General features: G+C 32.6%; 29 protein-coding genes. 28 read left to right on the top strand and 1 reads right to left on the bottom strand.

The features are described from left to right. The first annotated feature begins 17 nt into the window (after window positions 1-17). From Mjas_RS03045 to Mjas_RS02925, 25 genes are all read left to right on the top strand, one after another. Window positions 18-1,181 (top strand): homocitrate synthase family protein, encoded by a 1,164-nt coding sequence (locus tag Mjas_RS03045; protein WP_421078306.1) that lies wholly within the window; start codon window positions 18-20, stop codon window positions 1,179-1,181. Between the two features lie 24 nt (window positions 1,182-1,205). Next, a complete protein-coding gene (locus Mjas_RS03040; RefSeq protein WP_421078305.1) occupies window positions 1,206-1,769 on the top strand; it encodes a hypothetical protein in 564 nt (187 codons plus the stop codon). A gap of 203 nt (window positions 1,770-1,972) precedes the next feature. Beyond that, on the top strand, window positions 1,973-2,737 hold the full coding sequence (locus Mjas_RS03035; protein WP_421078304.1) for an ABC transporter permease: 765 nt from the start codon (window positions 1,973-1,975) through the stop codon (window positions 2,735-2,737). A 67-nt stretch (window positions 2,738-2,804) separates the two neighbouring features. Beyond that, complete coding sequence (locus Mjas_RS03030; protein ID WP_421078303.1) at window positions 2,805-3,575, top strand: ABC transporter ATP-binding protein; 771 nt, start codon at window positions 2,805-2,807, stop codon at window positions 3,573-3,575. 485 nt (window positions 3,576-4,060) lie between these two features. Next, the gene (locus Mjas_RS03025; RefSeq protein ID WP_421078302.1) at window positions 4,061-4,912 is read left to right on the top strand and encodes a PhoU domain-containing protein; all 852 of its coding nucleotides are present in this window, start codon (window positions 4,061-4,063) and stop codon (window positions 4,910-4,912) included. Between the two features lie 4 nt (window positions 4,913-4,916). Beyond that, a complete protein-coding gene (locus tag Mjas_RS03020) occupies window positions 4,917-5,324 on the top strand; it encodes a CopG family ribbon-helix-helix protein (RefSeq protein WP_421078301.1) in 408 nt (135 codons plus the stop codon). A gap of 17 nt (window positions 5,325-5,341) precedes the next feature. Beyond that, the gene (locus Mjas_RS03015; RefSeq protein ID WP_421078300.1) at window positions 5,342-5,623 is read left to right on the top strand and encodes a ferredoxin; all 282 of its coding nucleotides are present in this window, start codon (window positions 5,342-5,344) and stop codon (window positions 5,621-5,623) included. Between the two features lie 296 nt (window positions 5,624-5,919). Further along, window positions 5,920-6,630, top strand: coding sequence for an ATP-binding protein (locus Mjas_RS03010; protein WP_421078299.1), 711 nt, complete (start codon window positions 5,920-5,922; stop codon window positions 6,628-6,630). Between the two features lie 187 nt (window positions 6,631-6,817). Beyond that, window positions 6,818-8,479, top strand: coding sequence for a hydroxylamine reductase (gene hcp / locus Mjas_RS03005; RefSeq protein ID WP_421078560.1), 1,662 nt, complete (start codon window positions 6,818-6,820; stop codon window positions 8,477-8,479). Window positions 8,480-8,556: 77 nt separating this feature from the next. After that, on the top strand, window positions 8,557-8,910 hold the full coding sequence (locus Mjas_RS03000) for a cupin domain-containing protein (RefSeq protein WP_421078298.1): 354 nt from the start codon (window positions 8,557-8,559) through the stop codon (window positions 8,908-8,910). A 77-nt stretch (window positions 8,911-8,987) separates the two neighbouring features. Then, the gene (locus Mjas_RS02995) at window positions 8,988-9,179 is read left to right on the top strand and encodes an indolepyruvate ferredoxin oxidoreductase subunit alpha (RefSeq protein ID WP_421078297.1); all 192 of its coding nucleotides are present in this window, start codon (window positions 8,988-8,990) and stop codon (window positions 9,177-9,179) included. A gap of 36 nt (window positions 9,180-9,215) precedes the next feature. Beyond that, on the top strand, window positions 9,216-9,434 hold the full coding sequence (locus tag Mjas_RS02990; protein WP_421078296.1) for a sulfurtransferase TusA family protein: 219 nt from the start codon (window positions 9,216-9,218) through the stop codon (window positions 9,432-9,434). Window positions 9,435-9,496: 62 nt separating this feature from the next. Continuing rightward, on the top strand, window positions 9,497-9,913 hold the full coding sequence (locus tag Mjas_RS02985; protein WP_421078295.1) for a DsrE/DsrF/DrsH-like family protein: 417 nt from the start codon (window positions 9,497-9,499) through the stop codon (window positions 9,911-9,913). Window positions 9,914-9,917: 4 nt separating this feature from the next. Further along, on the top strand, window positions 9,918-10,205 hold the full coding sequence (tusB, locus tag Mjas_RS02980) for a sulfurtransferase complex subunit TusB (protein WP_421078294.1): 288 nt from the start codon (window positions 9,918-9,920) through the stop codon (window positions 10,203-10,205). Window positions 10,206-10,214: 9 nt separating this feature from the next. Next, window positions 10,215-10,571, top strand: coding sequence for a DsrE/DsrF/TusD sulfur relay family protein (locus Mjas_RS02975; RefSeq protein WP_421078293.1), 357 nt, complete (start codon window positions 10,215-10,217; stop codon window positions 10,569-10,571). Window positions 10,572-10,575: 4 nt separating this feature from the next. Beyond that, the gene (locus Mjas_RS02970) at window positions 10,576-10,938 is read left to right on the top strand and encodes a DsrE family protein (protein ID WP_421078292.1); all 363 of its coding nucleotides are present in this window, start codon (window positions 10,576-10,578) and stop codon (window positions 10,936-10,938) included. 8 nt (window positions 10,939-10,946) lie between these two features. Continuing rightward, window positions 10,947-11,294 carry a hypothetical protein gene (locus Mjas_RS02965; RefSeq protein WP_421078291.1) on the top strand — a complete coding sequence of 116 codons (348 nt, stop codon included), beginning with the start codon at window positions 10,947-10,949 and terminating at the stop codon, window positions 11,292-11,294. Between the two features lie 121 nt (window positions 11,295-11,415). Beyond that, window positions 11,416-12,171 carry a TatD family hydrolase gene (locus Mjas_RS02960; protein ID WP_421078290.1) on the top strand — a complete coding sequence of 252 codons (756 nt, stop codon included), beginning with the start codon at window positions 11,416-11,418 and terminating at the stop codon, window positions 12,169-12,171. Between the two features lie 151 nt (window positions 12,172-12,322). Then, window positions 12,323-12,913, top strand: a complete 591-nt coding sequence (locus tag Mjas_RS02955; protein WP_421078289.1) for a V4R domain-containing protein — start codon at window positions 12,323-12,325, stop codon at window positions 12,911-12,913. A 22-nt stretch (window positions 12,914-12,935) separates the two neighbouring features. Then, a complete protein-coding gene (locus Mjas_RS02950; RefSeq protein ID WP_421078288.1) occupies window positions 12,936-13,373 on the top strand; it encodes an arsenate reductase ArsC in 438 nt (145 codons plus the stop codon). A gap of 194 nt (window positions 13,374-13,567) precedes the next feature. Next, on the top strand, window positions 13,568-14,365 hold the full coding sequence (locus tag Mjas_RS02945; protein WP_421078287.1) for a DUF166 domain-containing protein: 798 nt from the start codon (window positions 13,568-13,570) through the stop codon (window positions 14,363-14,365). Between the two features lie 55 nt (window positions 14,366-14,420). Next, window positions 14,421-15,113: a 4Fe-4S binding protein gene (locus tag Mjas_RS02940; protein ID WP_421078286.1), complete on the top strand. Its 693-nt coding sequence runs from the start codon at window positions 14,421-14,423 to the stop codon at window positions 15,111-15,113. A 258-nt stretch (window positions 15,114-15,371) separates the two neighbouring features. Further along, complete coding sequence (locus Mjas_RS02935) at window positions 15,372-16,598, top strand: FprA family A-type flavoprotein (RefSeq protein ID WP_421078285.1); 1,227 nt, start codon at window positions 15,372-15,374, stop codon at window positions 16,596-16,598. A 209-nt stretch (window positions 16,599-16,807) separates the two neighbouring features. Further along, window positions 16,808-17,236: a ferritin-like domain-containing protein gene (locus tag Mjas_RS02930; protein ID WP_421078284.1), complete on the top strand. Its 429-nt coding sequence runs from the start codon at window positions 16,808-16,810 to the stop codon at window positions 17,234-17,236. Window positions 17,237-17,366: 130 nt separating this feature from the next. After that, window positions 17,367-17,810: a bacteriohemerythrin gene (locus tag Mjas_RS02925; protein WP_421078283.1), complete on the top strand. Its 444-nt coding sequence runs from the start codon at window positions 17,367-17,369 to the stop codon at window positions 17,808-17,810. A gap of 9 nt (window positions 17,811-17,819) precedes the next feature. Here the strand turns inward: Mjas_RS02925 and Mjas_RS02920 are convergent, their stop codons facing one another. Then, a complete protein-coding gene (locus tag Mjas_RS02920; RefSeq protein ID WP_421078282.1) occupies window positions 17,820-18,242 on the bottom strand; it encodes a winged helix-turn-helix transcriptional regulator in 423 nt (140 codons plus the stop codon). A gap of 102 nt (window positions 18,243-18,344) precedes the next feature. Here Mjas_RS02920 and Mjas_RS02915 point away from each other — a divergent pair, with 102 nt between their 5' ends. The 3 genes from Mjas_RS02915 to Mjas_RS02905 all read left to right on the top strand — a co-directional run bounded on the left by Mjas_RS02915 (window position 18,345) and on the right by Mjas_RS02905 (window position 20,284). Continuing rightward, window positions 18,345-18,548 carry an ATP-binding protein gene (locus tag Mjas_RS02915; RefSeq protein WP_421078281.1) on the top strand — a complete coding sequence of 68 codons (204 nt, stop codon included), beginning with the start codon at window positions 18,345-18,347 and terminating at the stop codon, window positions 18,546-18,548. A 244-nt stretch (window positions 18,549-18,792) separates the two neighbouring features. Beyond that, window positions 18,793-19,104: a winged helix-turn-helix domain-containing protein gene (locus Mjas_RS02910; protein ID WP_421078280.1), complete on the top strand. Its 312-nt coding sequence runs from the start codon at window positions 18,793-18,795 to the stop codon at window positions 19,102-19,104. Between the two features lie 19 nt (window positions 19,105-19,123). After that, a complete protein-coding gene (locus tag Mjas_RS02905) occupies window positions 19,124-20,284 on the top strand; it encodes a H(2)-dependent methylenetetrahydromethanopterin dehydrogenase-related protein (protein WP_421078279.1) in 1,161 nt (386 codons plus the stop codon). Window positions 20,285-20,473 lie beyond the last annotated feature (189 nt).

Below are 20,473 nucleotides of genomic sequence, written 5' to 3'. Positions count from 1 at the left end.
ATACTTTTGGTGAAAAGATGGAATGGAAAGCAGTATGCCAATATAATCCAAAATTAAACCTAAAAGATGCCTATATCTATGATACAACATTGAGAGATGGAGAACAAACACCTGGTGTTTGTTTTACAAAGGAGCAGAAATTAAACATTGCGAGAAAACTGGATGAACTGGGCATTAAACAAATTGAAGCAGGATTTCCTGCGGTATCAAGAAAGGAAAGAGAGATTGTAAAGGAGATAGCCAATGAAGGACTGAATGCAGAAATATTGGCACTATCGAGAGCTCTAAAAGAGGACATTGATAAGGCAATAGCCTGTGATGTAGATGGGATAATCACTTTTATAGCAACTTCACCCCTTCATTTAAAATATAAACTTCGTAAATCCATTGAAGAAGTTGAGGAAATGGGGATGAGGGCAGTGGAATATGCAAAAGACCATGGTCTTTTTGTAGCATTTTCAGCAGAAGATGCCACAAGAACCCCTATTGAAGATTTAATAAGAATTCACAAGAATGCAGAAGAGCATGGGGCAGATAGAGTCCATATTGCAGATACAACAGGTGCAGGCACACCCCAGTCTATAAATTATATATGTTCAGAATTAAGCAAAAATTTAAAAAAGGCACATATTGGAGTTCATTGCCACAATGACTTTGGTTTTGCAGTAATAAACTCAATTTATGGGCTTATGGGTGGTGCAAAGGCAGTATCTACCACAGTAAATGGAATAGGTGAGAGGGCAGGAAATGCACCATTGGAGGAGCTCATCATGGCATTGACTGTTTTATATGATGTTGAAATGGACTTGAATATATCAGTGATAAAGGAGCTCTCTAAAATGGTAGAAGAATACTCCAAAATAACAGTTCCTGTAAATAAACCAATAGTGGGGGACAGAGTATTTTATCATGAAAGCGGTATTCATGTTGATGCAGTGCTTGAAAATCCACTAACTTATGAGCCGTTTCTTCCTGAAAAAATCGGTCAAAAAAGAGAAATTGTTCTTGGAAAGCATTCAGGATGCAAGGCTGTGGAGTCTAAACTAAAAGAGATGGGAATTGAAGTTTCCAAGGATAAATTGTGGAAAATTGTTAAAAAGGTAAAGGAGACCAGGGAAGAAGGAGCTCATATAGATGATGAAACATTTGAAAAAATAGTCGATGAGTTATTGGCTAAATAAATAAAAATAAAATAGGTAGATACTATGAAAAAACTCATACTGCTAATCTGTTCCATAATTTTAATGAGCAGTTTATGTCTATGCGTTGATAAACAGAGCTCAGGTAATAATAATTATGGCAACAGTAATTATTATAATGACTATATTTTCATGAATTTTGAAAATAACAGCATTAAAGTGCCACTAAGGGCGACAGTAGGCGAAGCATTATCTACACAATTAATAAACACAAATGATACTGATATACGAAATTATTACCTTGCTCATAAAATAATATATTTTGAATACAATGAATCTCTACCAAATAATGAAGGAGGAGTAGCAACCACCGATTTAATAATGAAATTAAAATTCTTTAATCAATATTATCCCCACATACTTGCCGATAAAAGTGTATTTAATAATACTGAAGAAATCTACAAGGTAAAAAATAGCAATAAAACTATGGTTATTAAGATTATAAAAGGAAGTAGGAATGCAACAATTGAAAAATACAATAACAGTTATATTATAGAAGGAAATTCATTAAAGGAACTTGATAAAGCAGAATCAAGATTTGTTATTGCCTTATGCGGGGGCACCAACTAATTTTATTATTTTTAATTATTTATAATTATTTATAATTATTTAATATTTTAATAAATATTTTTAAATAATATTTATTATAAGATAAATATCAAATAAAATCATAAATAGGATTTCAAGGAAATTAACATGTTGGTAAAATAATATTTCGCTACGAAGCAAAGCTTCGATTTTTAAATTTTAAATCAAAAGATGGGAGGTAGCTTATGAAACTTATAAAAAATTTAGTTTTACCTATATTTGGTCTTGTTTTATGGGAAGGGGTGGCTATATGGTTAAATAATCCTGTTATATTGCCGAGATTGGAAGATGTTATCAATGTTTTAATGCACCCCCAAAACCCCATATTAGGAACAGGGATAAATCTTGTGGATAACACGATTGTTAGTATTAAGCGAGTTTTATCTGGTTTTTTAGTGGCAGGAATTATAGCTGTGCCACTTGGTATATTGATGGGATATTTTTCAATAATTCATGATTTATTTGATACATTTGTGGAGCTCCTGCGACCAATACCACCACTTGCATGGGTTCCACTTGCTCTTGCATGGTTTGGAATAGGGGAAACTTCCATGCTGTTTATTATATTCATCGGTGCGTTCTTTCCAATATTGCTAAACACAATTGCCGGTGTAAAAAGCGTTCCAAAGATACTTGTAGAATCTGCTCAAACATTAGGAGCTAAGGAAAAGGATATACTTTTAAAAGTTATTATTCCTGCATCTTCACCGGGGATTTTAACTGGATTGAGAGTAGGGGCAGGTATAGCTTGGATGTGTGTTGTGGCGGCTGAGATGCTTCCAGGAAGTGATGCTGGTTTAGGATATTTAATTATGTATGCCTATTCACTTAGTAAAATGGATATCGTTGTGGCATCTATGGTAATAATAGGATTGATAGGATTAACCCTTGACAGAGGGCTAAGATATATTGAAAATAGATACTTCAAATGGAAAACTATGATGAAATAAAGTTTATAATTTATATTTATTTTATATATTTTATTTGCTGCATTAAAAAATGCTAATTGGTGTTTTTATGGCGATATTGGAAATTAAAAATGTTGTTAAGAAATTTATCACGGAGAAAAAGGAAGTTTTAGCAGTAGATAATGTAAATTTTGAAGTTAGAAACAACGAATTTTTATCTATTGTGGGACCAAGTGGGTGCGGAAAATCCACAATATTGAGGATGATTGCAGGGCTTGAAAAACCCACTTCTGGAGAGATACTTATTGAAGGAAGAAAAATCGAAAAACCCGACGCAGAACGGGGCATGGTGTTTCAGCAATATACCTTGCTACCTTGGAGAACTGTTTTGGAAAATGTGGGTTTCGGCTTGGAAATAAAAGGAGTTCCAAAGGCAGAAAGGGATGAAGTAGCAAGAAAGTTTATAAAAATGATAGGTTTGGAAGGTTTTGAAGATGCGTACCCATATGAGCTCAGTGGAGGAATGCAACAGAGGGTGGCAATTGCAAGAACCCTTGCAAATGACCCAAAAATTGTGCTGATGGACGAACCTTTCGGAGCTCTGGATACCCAAACAAGAACAATATTGCAAAATGAACTTTTAAAGATATGGGAAAAAGATAAAAAAACCGTAGTTTTTATAACTCACAGTGTTGAAGAAGCAGTTTATTTATCAGATAGAGTAATTATAATGACTGCAAGACCGGGAAAAGTAAAGGATATTGTGGATATTAGTTTAGATAGACCTAGGAAGAGAAATACTGTGGAATTTTTAGAATATAAAAAACAAATAGTTGATAAACTAAAAGATGAAGTGCTTAAATCATATAACCACCAATAATTATTGTATTGGTTTTATGGATGTATATTGAACTGAATAATAAGGTATCTCAAAAGATATTTAAAATATACCATAAGTTTCATGTAATTATATCCGATATATTTTGAATACCTTTATCATCGACACCCGCTCCCGTATTATTATGGGACAGTCCATCCTCCCTACTGTTCTATAAGGGAACAGCTCGGGAGTTGCTTAAAAAAATATTCCATGCAGATGTCAATGGAGCGTTTAAAGTTTAAGTTGAAGTTGATGAGAGCTGGACATTAAACAATATGATTAACTCACATATAAACATTTCTGTTAATAAACTTTTTATTTGATTACTTAAAAATATATTATTTGAATACCTAAGTAATATTTAATATCAAAAAAGGTGGTTATATGAAGTATATATCATACAAATCTAAATATAATAAATCCAATATATTTATAAAATTAATTTAAAAAATTGATTAAAAATTAAAATAAAAATCTGTGGTATGATGCTAAGGGGAAAAGAAGCCACATTGGCGGCAATTATCAAGATTATAATTGAAGATGAACCAGAGACTCAGGATGAGATAGCCCAAAAACTTAATATAAGTAGAAGGTATGTTGCAAAACTTTTAAAGCCTTTGATAGAAAAAAGGGTTGTAATGCATCCTTATGTTGTTAATATGGATAAGTTGTCTGAACTTGGCGTATATCAAGACATTGACAAGCCATTGAATAATATCATTGAAATGTTTGAAAAGATGGGAAATAATGTATTATATAATTTGGATAAAGCATTTAATGCGTTAAAAACTCACAATTTAGAGGATGCAAAGAGCATAATTTTTCAGGATTATACATTAAATAAAATGGAAGAAGAAATTCACCTATCAATTAAAATGGACAGTTTAAAGTATTTGCCAATGGAACAGGCAATGCTTTTATCGTTAATTGCTTCAAATATTGAAAGATGCGGAGATTATATATCAAATATTGCCGAAGAGATTACAAATGGATTAGAGGTAAAGGATTATTTATCCGACAATGTTGATGAAATATTTGCTATTATCAAAGAAATGTTTATAATTGCCATGGATGTGGTAAAAAATAAAAAAATAAGTTTTAAAATATATGAATTAGAGGAAAACTTGCATAAAAAATTAGATGAAATTATGAAAAATATTTCAGATAGGGGATGTAAATCAGAGGATATAAACTATTATGTTCAATTTGGAATGTTTTTAAAAGATGTTGAGAGATTTGGAGATAGATGTATAAAAATTTTTGAAGCTTCAAGGGAGTTTCATTATGGCGTCCCGCAGGATACCACACCAGAGTATATAAAAAATATGAGGGGATAGCACCATGGTAAATGTTGAAAGAATTAGTTTATCCTTCCCAAAGTTTCTCTTAAAGGAGATAGATGAAGTTGTAGAAAAGAAGGGATATTCAAGTAGAAGTGAGCTCATAAGGGATGCCACAAGAAAGCATGTTTTAGAAAGCAATCAGTTGAATAAAGATGGTAATGTTAGTGGCATTATTATCGTTGTATATACTCCAACAAAAAAGGCAATGGAAGAAATGAGTAAGGCATACTTTGAACATAACGACATAGTAAAATCAATAAACCAGTCGTATATTACCACATCCTGCGGAAAAAATAAAAAAGTAGAGATTTTTATTGTAGAGGGCAATTCAAAAGATGTTTCCAAATTTTATGATAAGGTGGATAAAATAGATGGAAAAATATATGATAAAGTAGTTATTTTTTAAATTATTAGGGGAGTATTATGTTTTCAAAAATAATGAATATATTTAAAAGGAAAAATAGGGAAAATAAAAATGGAGAAAAAGAAATAGAAGGAAATGATAAATCATTGAATGAAGTATGGGGGCCTACAATCGATTACGATAAGTGTAAAAGCTGCACATTATGTTATAAATTTTGCAGGAACGGGGTTTATGATATTGAAAATGGCAAAGTCGTAGTAAAAAATAAATCCAACTGTGTAAAAGGATGCTCACTGTGTCTAAGTGCATGCCGATACGGAGCTCTGAGATTTCCAAATTAACGATTTTAAATCAAATGTGTAAAGGAGACATATGTCCGGAAAATAGTATAAACTAAGCATGCTGTCGTATTTCTATTTTAAATAACTTTTTAAGGTTATTTCGTTATATTTATCTAATTTTTTAAACAATATTAAATTTTTAAATTTTTTTCATAACAATTATATCAAATCATGAATGAAAAAGAACAATTTTTATAGCTTTTTTTGACATAAAACAGTCAAAAATCTTTTTATACTATTAAATACACCTTTAATATTGTGAAATTTAAAAAATAAAATTTATGCAATGTGATATTATGAAAATAACCAAATATAAAGTTGAGGTAATCCAGGACAAATGTATAGGATATGAGAAATGCGGGCTATGTATTGATGCCTGCGAGGAAAATATCCTAATTCCTGACGAGGAAACGGGGAAGGTAAAGGTGAATAAGGATAAAGAAATCTACTGCGATGGAGTGGGCTCCTGTTTGGATGTATGTCCTGTTGATGCCTTGAATATAATAAAAGAAGAAGTTGAGATAAATGAGGGTGAAAAGAAAGGTGGATGTGGCAGTCATGCAGGTCATTCATGTCCGAGCTCAGTAGCAAGAACCTTTAATAGAGAGGCAGATGTTGGGCATGAAGATGATGATATTGAACTGAGCTCAGAACTAATAAACTGGCCTGTTCAGCTTCACCTTCTAAATCCGATGGCACCCTACTTCAAAAATGCTGAATTGGCAATAGTGGCGGACTGTGTTCCATTCGCATACGCAAATTTCCACAAAAAATTCTTAAAGGGAAAAGTTGTGGCGATTGGATGCCCAAAATTGGATGATATTTCAGGATATGCCGAAAAAATAAGGGCAATAGTCAAATTAAACGGCATAAAGAAAGTAGATGTTGTAATTATGAGCGTTCCCTGCTGTTCAGCAATGTATAATTTAGTGAAGAAGGCACTTGATGGAATCGACTGCGAAATAAACAAACGTGTTGTATCAATTGATGGTAAATTACTAAACTAAATATAATAATACTTTATCATAAAAATAGTAATAAAAATAATAATAATTATATTAAAAATTAACGATTTTTTAACAATAATGATTATATATATTAAAAGAAATAAATATTAACTGCATAGGTGAAAATATGAATAATATACAAAATAAAATAAAATCAATTGTAGATAAAATATTGGAGGGTAAAACTATGGAATCAAACAATACAAGACCAACAAAAATGTTCTGCTACCAGTGCCAGGAAACTGCAAGGAACACTGGATGCACAACAATGGGGGTATGTGGCAAAAAGGACAATGTGGCAAATCTTCAAGACCTTTTAATATATACAGTAAAAGGTTTGGCATATGTAAGTGAAAAAACTGGAAAATCCAGCGAAGAAATAGATAAATATATTGTAGATGCACTTTTCACAACAGTTACAAATGTGAATTTCGACGATGAAGACATAATAAAGAAAATTAAAAAAGGTTTAGAACTTAGAGAAAAATTAAAGTCAGAATGCACATGTTCAGGATGTTGTGATGAGCTCCCTGATTATGCAACATGGATGCCAGAAAATGACGACGATATAATTGCAAAGGCAAACTCAAAAGAAGTGTCCATCCAAGCAACAGAAAATGAAGATGTAAGGTCTTTAAGGGAATTAATAACCTATGGAATTAAAGGTATAGGGGCATACATGCATCATGCTATGGTATTGGGATACACTGATGAAAATGTCCATAAATTCATAAAAAAGGCACTTGTTGCTACAATGGATGACAGCTTATCAGCTGATGACTTAACAGCTCTTGCACTTGAAACTGGTAAGTATGCAGTAGATACAATGGCTTTATTGGATAAAGCAAACACTGAAACCTACGGGCACCCTGAAATAACTGAGGTAGATATCGGGGTTAGAAACAATCCTGGTATATTAATAAGTGGGCACGATTTGAAAGATTTAGAGCAGCTCTTAGAGCAAACAAAAGGAACTGGTGTAGATGTATATACACACAGCGAAATGTTGCCAGCTCATTACTACCCAGCATTTAAAAAATACGACCACTTCGTAGGAAACTACGGAGGTTCATGGGCAACACAGGTAACAGAATTTGAAGCATTCAATGGACCTATTGTAATGACAACAAACTGTCTTGTTCCACCAAAAGACAGCTACAAGGACAGAGTATATACAACAGGATGCGTTGCATTCCCAGGACTTAAAAGAATCCCAGAAGATGAAAATGGAAATAAGGACTTCTCAGAAGTAATCGAGCATGCTAAAAAATGTGCTCCACCAAAACAGCTTGAAACAGGTAAAATCGTAGGTGGTTTTGCACACAACCAAGTATTGGCGTTAGCTGATAAAGTTGTTGAAGCTGTGAAGTCAGGAGCTATAAGAAAATTCGTTGTAATGGCTGGATGTGATGGAAGACATAAAAGCAGGGAGTATTACACAGAATTTGCTAAGGCATTGCCAAAAGACACAGTAATCCTTACAGCAGGATGTGCAAAATACAGATACATTAAATTGGATTTAGGAGACATTGGCGGAATACCAAGAGTATTAGACGCTGGACAGTGCAACGACTGTTATTCACTGGCAGTAATTGCTCTTAAATTAAAAGAAGTATTCGAATTGGAAGACATAAACGACTTGCCAATAGCATACAATGTAGCATGGTATGAACAGAAAGCTGTTGCTGTATTGCTTGCATTGCTTTACTTAGGTGTAAAGAACATAGTTCTTGGACCTACATTGCCAGCATTCTTATCACCAAATGTTGCAAAGGTTCTTGTGGATAACTTTGGAATAGGAGTAATCTCAACAGTGGAAGAAGACATTGAAAGATTGATAAACAAATAATTGCGAAAATGAGAAATAAGTAATTAGCTAGTAAATAATTAACTACCAACTATCTTTTATTTTTTTAAGGTGATATTATGATAGAAACAGTATATAATTTTACAACTGAATCTGATTCAAAGGTTGTGGAAAAAATAGTTAATACCGACGAAGTTCAAATTATTCATATGATATTTCCAAAAGGAGAAGGCACACCTAAGCACTTTACAAACTCAAAGGTTCATTTAATAGTTGTAAAGGGAGAGATGACATTAACTTTGGAAGGCCAAGAGCCAAAAGTATATCCTGCTGGAACAATAATTCATTTGCCGTTCAATACAAAGATGATTGCTCAAAATTTAACATGCGATGTTCTTGAATTCTTTGTAATTAAAGCACCACATCCTTCAAAAATAGGCGGTCCAGAAGAACCGATTAAAATTAACGAATAACTTAAAATATAATAAAATAAAAAATAAATGAAGTAAATAAATAAAATAATAATAACTTAAATATGGTGGTGATTAAAATGGCAAGCGTAACAATTAACTACGATATATGTAAAGGAGCAAAAGAATGTGGAGAATGTGAAAAAAACTGCCCTATGGAAGTTTTTGAAGTAGATGGAGAAAAAGTTGTTGTAGCTCATGAAGATGAATGCACAGGTTGCGGAGTTTGTGAAGATGTATGTCCAACAGGGGCTGTAAAGGTTAAATTTTAATTATCTTTAATTAATTAAATATTGAAAGGTGTAAATATGGCTACATTGGATGCGAGAGGACTACAATGCCCTATGCCTATTGTAGAGCTCGCTAAGAAAATGAAGGAGTTAAAAGAAGGGGAGATTTTAGAGCTCATAGCTGATGATGTTGGAGCAAAAGAAGATGTTCCAGCATGGTGCAATAGAACAGGAAATGAATTACTTGAAATGACCGAAGAAAATGGGGTTTTGACATTCAAAATTAAGAAAAAATAATGTCTTAATGTCTATTACTATTATTTTTTATTTTATTTTTTTATCTATTATTTGGTGATATTATGGCTGATAAGATGGCACTTGTGGTTTCAGAAGGCACTTTTGATAAAGCTATGATGGCATTTATTCTTGGAACCATAGGTGCGTCCATGGGGATGGAGGTGCATATATTCTTTACATTTTTTGGACTTGAAATATTAAAGAAGAATGCTAAGCCTAAACTTCCGGGAATATATAGATTATTTGGAAGTTTGGGAGTAAAGATGATGGAAAAGAAAATGAAAAAGCAGAATATTGGTGGATTTGAGGAATCTCGACAGCAGGCTATTGATTTAGGTGCTAAGCTTTACGCATGTAGCACATCCATGAGTATAATGGGAGTAAAAGAAGAGGATTTAATTGATGGAGTGGAAATAGTCGGGGCTACAAAATTTATAGACCTTGCAATGGATGCAAAAGTTCAGCTTTTCATAGGGTGATTTAATGACGCTATTTATTCTTTTAAAATCTCCTTTTGAGTGTAATGCCATTGAAGTAATGGAAAAATTAAAAGATGGCAACGACGGAGTTCTTCTTGCAGAAGATGGGATATATTATGCCACAACTTCAAGCATGAGGAACAAACTTAGGGAGCTCGGTTATAAAATATATGCAATGCAGGATGACGCACATGCAAGAGGGTTTGAAAATATCGAAGAAACAAAACTTATTGACTATGATACAGCGGTGGATTTGATTATGGAAAAATACAACCAAGTGATTACTCTTTAAGGTGGGTTTATGAAAACTTTAACTATTATTTTAAAATCTGGTGCCATGATGAATATGGATGGTAATTTTGCCGTAAAACTGGCAGAATCCGCATTAAAGAAAGGACATAAGGTAAATATGTTTTTCTATGGTGAGGGAATCACTGCAATAATAGATGAACAAGCTCCAAAGAGATTCCCAAACCTTGGAAACATGATTAAAGATTTAATGGACAAAGGCATGAATGTGGCGGCATGTAGCACATGTGCAAATGCAAGAGGAATTTATGAAGAAGATGTTATTGAAGGATGTAAAATTGGAAGCTTAACTAATGACCTTTCAAAGTATATAGCAGATAGTGATAGAGTAATTACGCTTACAAGGTGAAATAATGGTTAAATCACTTATTACGATAATATTAAAGCCACCTTATGGAAGTGAAGATTCCTTCGCCGGCATGATGTTTGCACTGTCCCAAATTGCCAGTGGAATTATTGAAAAATCTGATGTCATTTTAATTCATGACGGGGTTTATAATGCTAAATCTGGGCAAAAACCAGAGGAATTGAGAATGCCTTCAATTGTGGATGTAATAAATAATTTAAGTGCTTTTGGATGCAAAATATACTGCATCGAGGAGTGTTTAAAGGATAGGGAATTAAATGCTGACGACATATTGGATGGTGTTGAGTTAGTGAGCTACAAAAAATTAAAAGATATTTTAAACGAATATGAAGATGTGATTACTTTTTAGGTGAAATAATGGAACATTTAAAAGAAAATGTGGTAAAAATAATATCGAATAAAATGAAACTATCAATAATTGCCAAATTATGCTCAATCGAGCAATATAACAATGAACTATTAAATGATTTTTCAAAGGTTCAGATGGAGGGTGCGGAGCTCTTGTATGAAAAATATATAATATACTACAATGAGAAACCAACAATAAACATAAACACCGAGGGGGATATTGTAGAAATTTTAAAAGAAACTATCGATATAGAAAAGATGTTTGTAAAAAAGGTAGGAACAAACTTTGGAATTAGGCAGGCAACAATCCACTGCCTTGCAGATGATGAGAAATTTTACTATTATTTAACAAAATAATTTATTTTTTTTAGTTTTTTATATGTTTTTTATAAATTTTATTAATTATTAAATTATATTCATTAAGTTTTTATTTTAAAAAATCATATTTAATCATATTTAAATTATTTAAGGTGGTTTTATGATAGATGCCCATACTCATTTGGATGTAAGAAGTTTTGAAGATTTGGAGAAAATGGCATTATGTGGAATTGAAACAATAATCACATGTGCCCATGACCCATATAAAATGAGCGTTCCAGAAGTTTGTTTAGACCATTGGGATAGGTTGATTAACTTAGAGACTAAAAGAGGGAAAATGGTAGGAGTTGATGTTAAGGTTGCAGTGGGAGCTCACCCTATGGGATACCCTAAAAATTGGGAGCTCCTTATAAAAAAACTTCCAGAGTTTTTAGACAATGAAAATGTTGTAGCTATTGGGGAAACTGGATTACATTATTTAACCGATGATGAGAAGAAACTTTTAAAAGAGCAGTTGTATTTAGCAAAGGATTACAACATGCCCATAATCGTCCATACTCCTGAAAAGAATAAGAAAGAGGCATTACTCGAAATTTTAAAAATTTTGGATGAAGTGAAAATAAAGGATAATTTGGTAATGATTGACCACATCAATAAGGATACTGTGGATTTAATAGATAGGGATGTTTATATTGGTTTAACAGTGCAACAACCTATGAAAATAAGCCCTATGGAAGCATCAGAAATAATAAAAAATTATAATAAAAAATTCATCCTAAGCAGTGATTTGGGAAGTTTAAAGGCAGACGTTTATGCCTTGCCTAGAACAAAATTATGCATGAAAAAAATTGGAGTTGAAGATGATAAAATAGTGAGCTCCACCTATAAAAATGCAAAGGAATTTTACAGATTATAAATAATATTATTTTCTTTTAATTCATTAACTCTTCATTCTTCCGTTTTTCGTCTCTTTTTTAGTGTATTTTACCGTTATTCGCACCATTATCATTATATGTAAGTTATATGTAATAAATATAAATATATAAAAAAGTATTTGAAGAGATAACATGAAAATGGAGTTAAAAACAAAAAATATGGAGGACTTCCTTACAATATTGGGGAAGAATGATGATGACGCGACAAAGGGAGGTATTTATCTTTCAAATGATGATGAGCTCATAAAGGAATCTGTTGAGCATTTAAAAAAGGGATACGACAAAGAAAAATACACATTTATTGAAAGCAAATATACAAATAGAAATATTAAAGAATATGTTCCATTGGAAATATTCCGACTTATGATTATGATTATGATGAAAAAAATTAAAGAGTTAAACTCTGAGATTACATTATACGATATTGGATATGAGTTTGGACGGCATATTAATCCAAAAAATTATATGGAATTGAAAAAATTTTTCAGAAAAAATAACTTGGGAGTATTGAAAATTGAAAGTAAAAATCCTATTATTATAAAAGTAAATGACTGTGCATTGTGCGATGGTTTGGAATCCAATGAACCCATATGTTATTTTGATGCAGGAGTCCTTGCTGGTGCCTACGAATGCATACTAAATAAAACTGTGGTGGTGGATGAAATAAGGTGCATGGCACAGGGGGCAGACGCCTGCTATTTTAAAATAGAGCCAGTTAAATAATAAATAAGAAGTTTGTGATAATATGAAAATTTTATTTGTTTGCATACACAACAAAAGAAGAAGCGTCATGGCTGAGGCATTTGGAAGAAAATTCGGACTTGATGCATACAGTGCAGGAGTGGAAAAAACTGAAAATATTGATGAGATGGTTTTTAAAGTGATGAGTGAGAAAAACTTAAAAATTAAAGAAAAACCGCAGACAATAGATGAAGTGGTTAAAGAAGTGGGGAACTTCGATATTGTAGTTACTATGGGATGTTTAGGAGCCTGCCCTTTTGTTGAACAAAAATCACAAAGTGATTTTTGTAGCTCTCCGTTCGCTTCGCTCACTCCGATTCCAGCTAAAAAACACATTGCCTGGAATATTGAAGACCCAGCAGATAAAGACATTGAATTTTATAGGAAGGTAAGAGATGAGATTGAGAGCAAGGTAAATGAGCTCGCCAATAGTTTAAAATAATAAAAATTTAATGAAAATAAAAATAATAAAAATTATAAATTTTTTAATAAAAATTATGTCCTATTTTTTAAAGCAATAGTCAAAAATGTTTTTATGTATTGAATACCAATTAAAATATATAGAAATAAACTTTTTTAAAGTGATTTGAGCTAAATCCTACGGATTTTGTAGCTCACTCACTATTAGGTGATATTATGAAAGCTACATTTATATATCATAAAGGAAACCAGAGAATGGAGAAATTTTATAAAAACCTACTGAATGAGCCAGATTTTTGTAGAATCTGTGAAGATTGTTATAACTGTCGAGGGGATTGGACTTATAAAGATGATGTAAAGGCGGTAGTTTTGGACGCCGTTGATGAGGATGAATTTATAGAGGATGCTTCCGATTACATACCTGAGCTCCCGGAGGGTGATGTGGCGATTGCTCAACTTCATGAAGATTTACTGTATGAGCTCCCAAACATTTTGGCAGAAAAAAACTATAAGTTATTAATAGTGCCATCAGAAACACCATCTGATTTATCAATTGCCATGAGGAACAGCTTAAAGGAAATGTGCGAAAAAAATGGAATGGACTTTGAAAATCCAAAGCCATTCTGTGCTTTAAAAAAGAGGCATAAGAGAAAGGTCTTAAATGAGTTTATAAATTACTTTAAAATAGGATTTCCACAGGTTGAAATTAAATCATCAGATGGGCATAAAATAGACGATGTTAAGGTGATTATATCGGCACCATGTGGTGAAACCCACTATATATCCAAAAGGATTAAGGGAAAAATCATAAACGAATTAAAGGACGAGATAGCAAATGCTCACCACAACTATCCATGTTTGGGAAGTATGGAATATGATAAGGAACTGGAAGACACCATGCTTCACGAAGCAGGTTATATTGCATTAGATGCCGTAAAAAAAGCACTTTTGCCGTATAAATGCAAAAATAAGTTTTGCGGAAGATGTGGAATTTTTGGGCAGAGCTCCCTATAATAAATTTTTTTATAATAAATTCCTTTAACATTTTAAATATATTTTTGGTGAAACCATGGATAAGCTCCAAATATTAAGAAAAATATCTCAAACAGCGTTTTTTATAAAATTCATCCTATCAGGCAGTTTCTTTTTAATATTTATAGGAATTGCAAATACATTCATTACTACGGGAACTATTGGAAAAAATTATATGGTTATATCCATAGTAGTGCTTGTCTTAACACTGATTTTTGGAAGGGTATTTTGTAGCTGGTGGTGCCCGTGGGGATTTCTATTCGAGCTCAGCTATATGCTGAGGGTTAAATGGTTTAAGTTAAAAAAACTTCCGGAGCTCCCAGAGAATATTCACAATAAATTGATATATTTAAAATATATCGTATTATTTTTATTTGTAATACTTGCATATATTCGATTAAGTCCATATAATGTTTATTTGCCAGAAATGGAGGGAATATCTGGAAATATGATTTCATTGGCAGTATTGGTGGCATTTGCAATAGTTTCATTTTTTATCCCTAGGGCTTTTTGTAAATACTTCTGTCCCGTTGGGGCATTATTATCGATACTTTCAATAAAATCTCTGTTTAAATTAAAACTAAATGATAACTGTGTAAAATGTAAGTTGTGCGAAAGAAAATGCCCAATGCAGATAAAGCTAACTAAAAATATTAACCAAAAGGAGTGCGTTCGATGTTTTGAGTGCAAAAGTGTTTGTAGAAAAGAGGGCATTGATTTCAAACCTTAAATTGGTTATAGATATAATCCTGCAACATATTGCAGTGTTAATTTACTATTTTTATTTTTTATTTTACTTAATAAAGTTATTTTTAATAATTATATTATTATATGGGATTGTTCGAAATTCGTATACTATACAGATAATTAGGCGAAATACGCACGGTTAAATTAATATATTCAATAATGCACTATATTATATCGTAATATGGATAAATATATATACCATCAAAAAAACAATATATTTGTAAATCAAAAGGGTGATAGAATGAAAGCAGATGCTTTTAAAATAGCAGATGGAGTATATTGGGTAGGAGTAATGGACTGGGACATTAGAATGTACCATGGATATACATTAAAGGGAACAACATACAACGCATACTTGATATTTGGGGAGGATAAAACTGTATTGATAGACAACACATACCCAGGAACATCCGCTCAAATGTGGGGTAGAATAAAAGATGCATGTGAAAAAGAAGGGAGAGAGTTTAAAATAGACATAATCGTCCAAAACCACGTTGAGAAAGACCACTCAGGAGCTCTACCTGAAATCCACAAAAAATTCCCAGAAGCTCCTATATACTGTACTGAGGTAGCAGTTGAAGGATTAGTAAAACACTTCCCATCCTTGAAAGGAGCTCCGTTTAAAGTTGTTAAATCATTGGAGAAATTAGACATTGGTGGGAAAACATTGGTATTCCTTGAAGCACCATTATTGCACTGGCCAGACAGTATGTTCACATTCTATGCAGAAGAAGGAATCTTATTCTCAAACGACGCATTTGGTCAGCACTTGTGCTTCCCACAGAGATACGACTACGAAATTCCAGAAAATATATTGATGGATGCAAACCAGAAGTTCTATGCAAACTTAATTACACCATTATCAAAACTTGTATTGAAGAAATTCAATGAAGTTATCGAGCTCGGATTATTGGAAAAAATAAAAATGATTGCACCATCACACGGGCAAATTTGGACAGACCCAATGAAAGTAATTGGAGCATACCAGAACTTTGCAACAGGAAAATGTAAAAACAAAGCTACAATCGTTTATGACACAATGCACTACTCAACACAGAAAATGGCACATGCATTTGCAGAAGGTCTCATGAGCGAAGGTGTAGATGTTGCAATGTATTTCCTCCACCATGATGAAAGAAGTGAAATTGTTAAGGATATTCTTGACAGTAAAGCTGTTCTCTTTGGAATACCTACAATATATGATGAGCCATTCCCATCAATTGGAGACTTGATATACTACTTAAAAGGTTTAAAATTCAACAGAACAGGATTGAAAAGACTTGCTCTTGCATTCGGTTCAATGGGTGGAGAAGGAGGAGCAGTTGAAAAGATTGCAAAAGAATTGGAAGCATGCGGATTCAATGTATTGGATGAATACGAATTGTACTATGTTCCAACAGAGGATGAATTGGAAAAATGTTACAACATGGGTAAGAGATTGGCAGTAAGAATAAAAGAAATGGAATAAATCCCTTTCAGGATTTATAACTTCCTCGTTTCACTCAGATGGAATAACTTCTCGCCTTCTCTAAATAATTTCTCTTTTATACATCAATTTCTTAAATTTATGTAAATACGAATTTCATACCATATTGCTGAAAAATATATGAAATCCATACGATTAAAAATATATATTAAAAATTATAATTATTATATACAAATAAAAAAGGTGATAACATGGTAGATGTAGAATTAATAAACGAACACAAAATAGGAACAACAAAAGGAACAGACTTAGAAAAAGAAGTTGAAGCAAACTTTAAAGGAGAATGTGCAGAAGTTGGAATGTATTTGGCAATGGCAAGACAGGCTCAGAGAGAAGGTCTCCCAGAAGTTGCAGAAGTTTTAAAAAGAATAGCATTTGAAGAAGCTGAACACGCAGCACACTTTGCTGAGATGAACGGGGTAATTTCAGACAACTTAAAAGAGAACATTGAAATGATGTTAAAAGGAGAATGCATGGCAAACAAAGAGAAAAAAGCTGCTGCAACAAAGGCAAAAGAATTGGACATTGACCCTGCACATGACTTCTTTGATGAATCAAGCAGAGATGAAGCAAGACATGCAAAAATGTTAAAAGGAATATTAGAAAGATACTTTGAATAATTATACATTTGTCGTTTATTTTTTTAAGTGGGGCACATAAGTATGTTATGCACTTATATATTTACATATGTTTATAATTGAATATATTTTGAGATATGGTAAATGCTTGTTCTATTTATGGAGTGGTTTTATGGAAATAATAAAATGGTCAAAAGATTTAGAATCCGGTATTGCTGCTTTTGACGAGGAACATAAATTCCTTGTTAAAACAATAAATAACATATATAATCTATTAAGGGGTGGTAAAAGAGACGAAGCAAAAAAATTATTGATGGAAAAGGTAGTATCTTATGCTGATAAACACTTTAAACATGAAGAAGAGGTTATGGAGAGATACGGTTATCCAGAAGAAGAATTAGAAAAACATAAAAAAATACACGGGTTTTTTGTAAGGCATGTTGTAAATACCTTAGCTCCACAGATTGAGAAGGGCGAAGATAAAGAGTTTAGAGAGGCACTAAACTTTATTATTGGATGGTTAGTTATGCATATTAAAAATATGGATGTAAAAGGGTATGGAAAATGGTTTAAAGAACAGAGAATTGAAGTTCATGATAAAATGGCCGAAATTTAGTTTATTAATTTATTTCAGTTGTTCCAATATAATGGCGGGACATACTTTCTTTATACCTTCGATTTTACCGACTTTGTTAAATAAAATCTCGGATAGTTCCCTACCATCCCTTGCCCAGATTTCAGTCATTATCATATGGTCACCTGTTGAGGTCCATACCTTTTTAACCTCGTCAAATTCGCATAACTTATTTGCAACAGTTAAAAAATCCTCGGGGTTGGTGTCAAAACCTGTTAAAGCGACAACATTATATCCAATTTTAGAGGGTTCCACTTCCACCTTATATCCTTTGATAATGCCTTCATCTTCCATCTTTCTAACTCGCTTTCTAATGGAGCTCTCACTAGTTCCCAGCTCTTTGGCAATCTCAGTGTAGGGTTTCCTACCATCTTTCATTAATATGTTCAATATCTTCATATCTTTAGTGTCCATATTATCCCTCCGATTTTCGTATATGTATTGATATATCGTATAATATATAATTTTTTATTTTATCACTAATATGTTATTCTTAAAAAAATAAAAGGTAAAAAAATGGTTGTAGAAATAATCGTAGATAGGGAAAAATGCATAGGATGCGGAAAATGTTATGATGTCTGTGCAAAAGCACCGCGAATTTGGAAAGTCGATAAAAATGGAAAATACTATGTATATGATACAAAACACTGTCATAACTGCAAACTATGCGCTGGAAGATGTCCAACCAATGCCATTTTAATTAAAAAAATGAGCAAATAATATTTATTTATCCTTTTTTAAAAACTTAACCAAAATGGTTAATAGTTAAGAATATATATCATAAAGTATATAATTAATTTTGTAGGGTTATAAACCTGCGATATACCACCATGTCTTTTTTTCATGTTATTTTAATTACCTGCATAAACATGTATACATAACATAGGCTTAATACCTACATAAATAGATACATAATAAAGGTCGGAAACTATATCCATAGCATGTGGTAATTGGAGGGGCAAATATGAAAAGAGTTCAAATGTTTTATTCCATGCCAATTTATGGTTTAAATGGAAATAGAAGGGATAAAATGGAGATAATATTTGGCATTCTAAATGCTATCAATATGGGAGGATGTAAAAAAACAAGAATAATGTATTATGCAAACTTAGATTGGAAGGTATTTAAGAGATACATGGATTTTCTCGAACGACATGATTTTGTTGAAAAAGATAGAGATGGTAGGTTTATCCTAACTAATAAAGGAAATGCGCTTCTCGAAAAACTCAACGAAGTTAAAGACATCCTTAACATCGACCTTGAGCATGCATATTGAAATTAAAATGGGTGGATGCATGAAAATTTCAGTATATGGTGCAGGAAACCAAAACCTGTATGTAAATCAATTAAATTTACCTGAAAATTATGGTGGGGAGGCACCTTATGGCGGAAGTAGAATTGCCATGGAGTTTGCAGAAGCAGGACATGATGTTGTACTTGCAGAACCTAACAAAAATATACTAACTGAGGAAATGTGGAAAAAAGTTGAAGAATCCGGGGTTAAGGTGGTTTCAGACGATATCGAAGCTGCAAGGCATGGGGAGATAGCCATATTTTTCACACCATTTGGAAAAAAAACTATTGAAATAGCAAAAAATATAATTCCCCACCTCCCTGAAAATGCCATTATAGCAAATACATGCACAATATCCCCCGCTGTTTTATATGCTGCACTTGAAGTAGAGCTCAGAACAAAAAGAAAGGATGTGGGTATATCTTCAATGCATCCTGCTGCGGTTCCTGGAACTCCACAGCATAGCCATTATGTGATAAGCGGAACTTCAACAGATGGAACAAATTATGCTACTGATGAGCAGATAAAAAAATGTGTTGAACTGGCGGAAAGTGCCAATAAAAAAGCTTATGTGGTTCCTGCTGATGTTTCATCCTCTGTTGCAGATATAAACAGTCATTTTACTGCTATCATGATTGCAGGAATTATTGATGCATACAAATTAAATGAAAGATTTAAACTTCCTGGGGGAGTATCTAACGAGGCCATATTGGATACTATTAAGGCGTTTAAGAATGTAATTGAAGAATATGGGGAGGTTCCAATAAATACCCAACACTTTGGGAAATTTTTAGAACAAATTAAGAATAATTTGCCTGAAAATATGGGTAACATGGCATCATCTAATGTATCGTCACCCACTGCAATCATGACACATTATTTTGCCATCACCATAGCCGCAGGAGTTATTGATGCATGCAAATTTAACTCTAAATTAAAGACGCCCGAGTATATCATCAGAGAAAATATATTGAATACCCTTAGAACATTAGAATATTCAATGAATAGATATGATATTAATGAGGTCTTGGAACAGATGCATCTGGAGGTTTTGGCAAAATCTACAAGATATGGTATGAAATTAAATAATGAGTCCAGCAGTATCGTCCATTCAGCATTAAAAAATTTAGAAGATTATCAAAATAAATTAAGTTTCATTTAAGTAGATAAGTTGTTTAAATGTAACAAGCTATTTAAAATACTTTTTTTATATTGCATGGTTTTATGCTAATTGGTGAATTGCCCTGTTCTTATCTTCGAGTGATAGCGAGGAGACTGAACAAATCCTTCGGAATTTGTAGCTCACCTTCGCTCCGCGCAGGTGATTTTACAATCGAACTGAAGGTTTGAG

It is taken from the genome of Methanothermococcus jasoni (assembly GCF_049075655.1).
Taxonomy (GTDB): Archaea; AGJL01; Methanococci; order Methanococcales; family Methanococcaceae; genus Methanofervidicoccus.
This window is presented reverse-complemented; position numbering and strand designations above follow the sequence as displayed.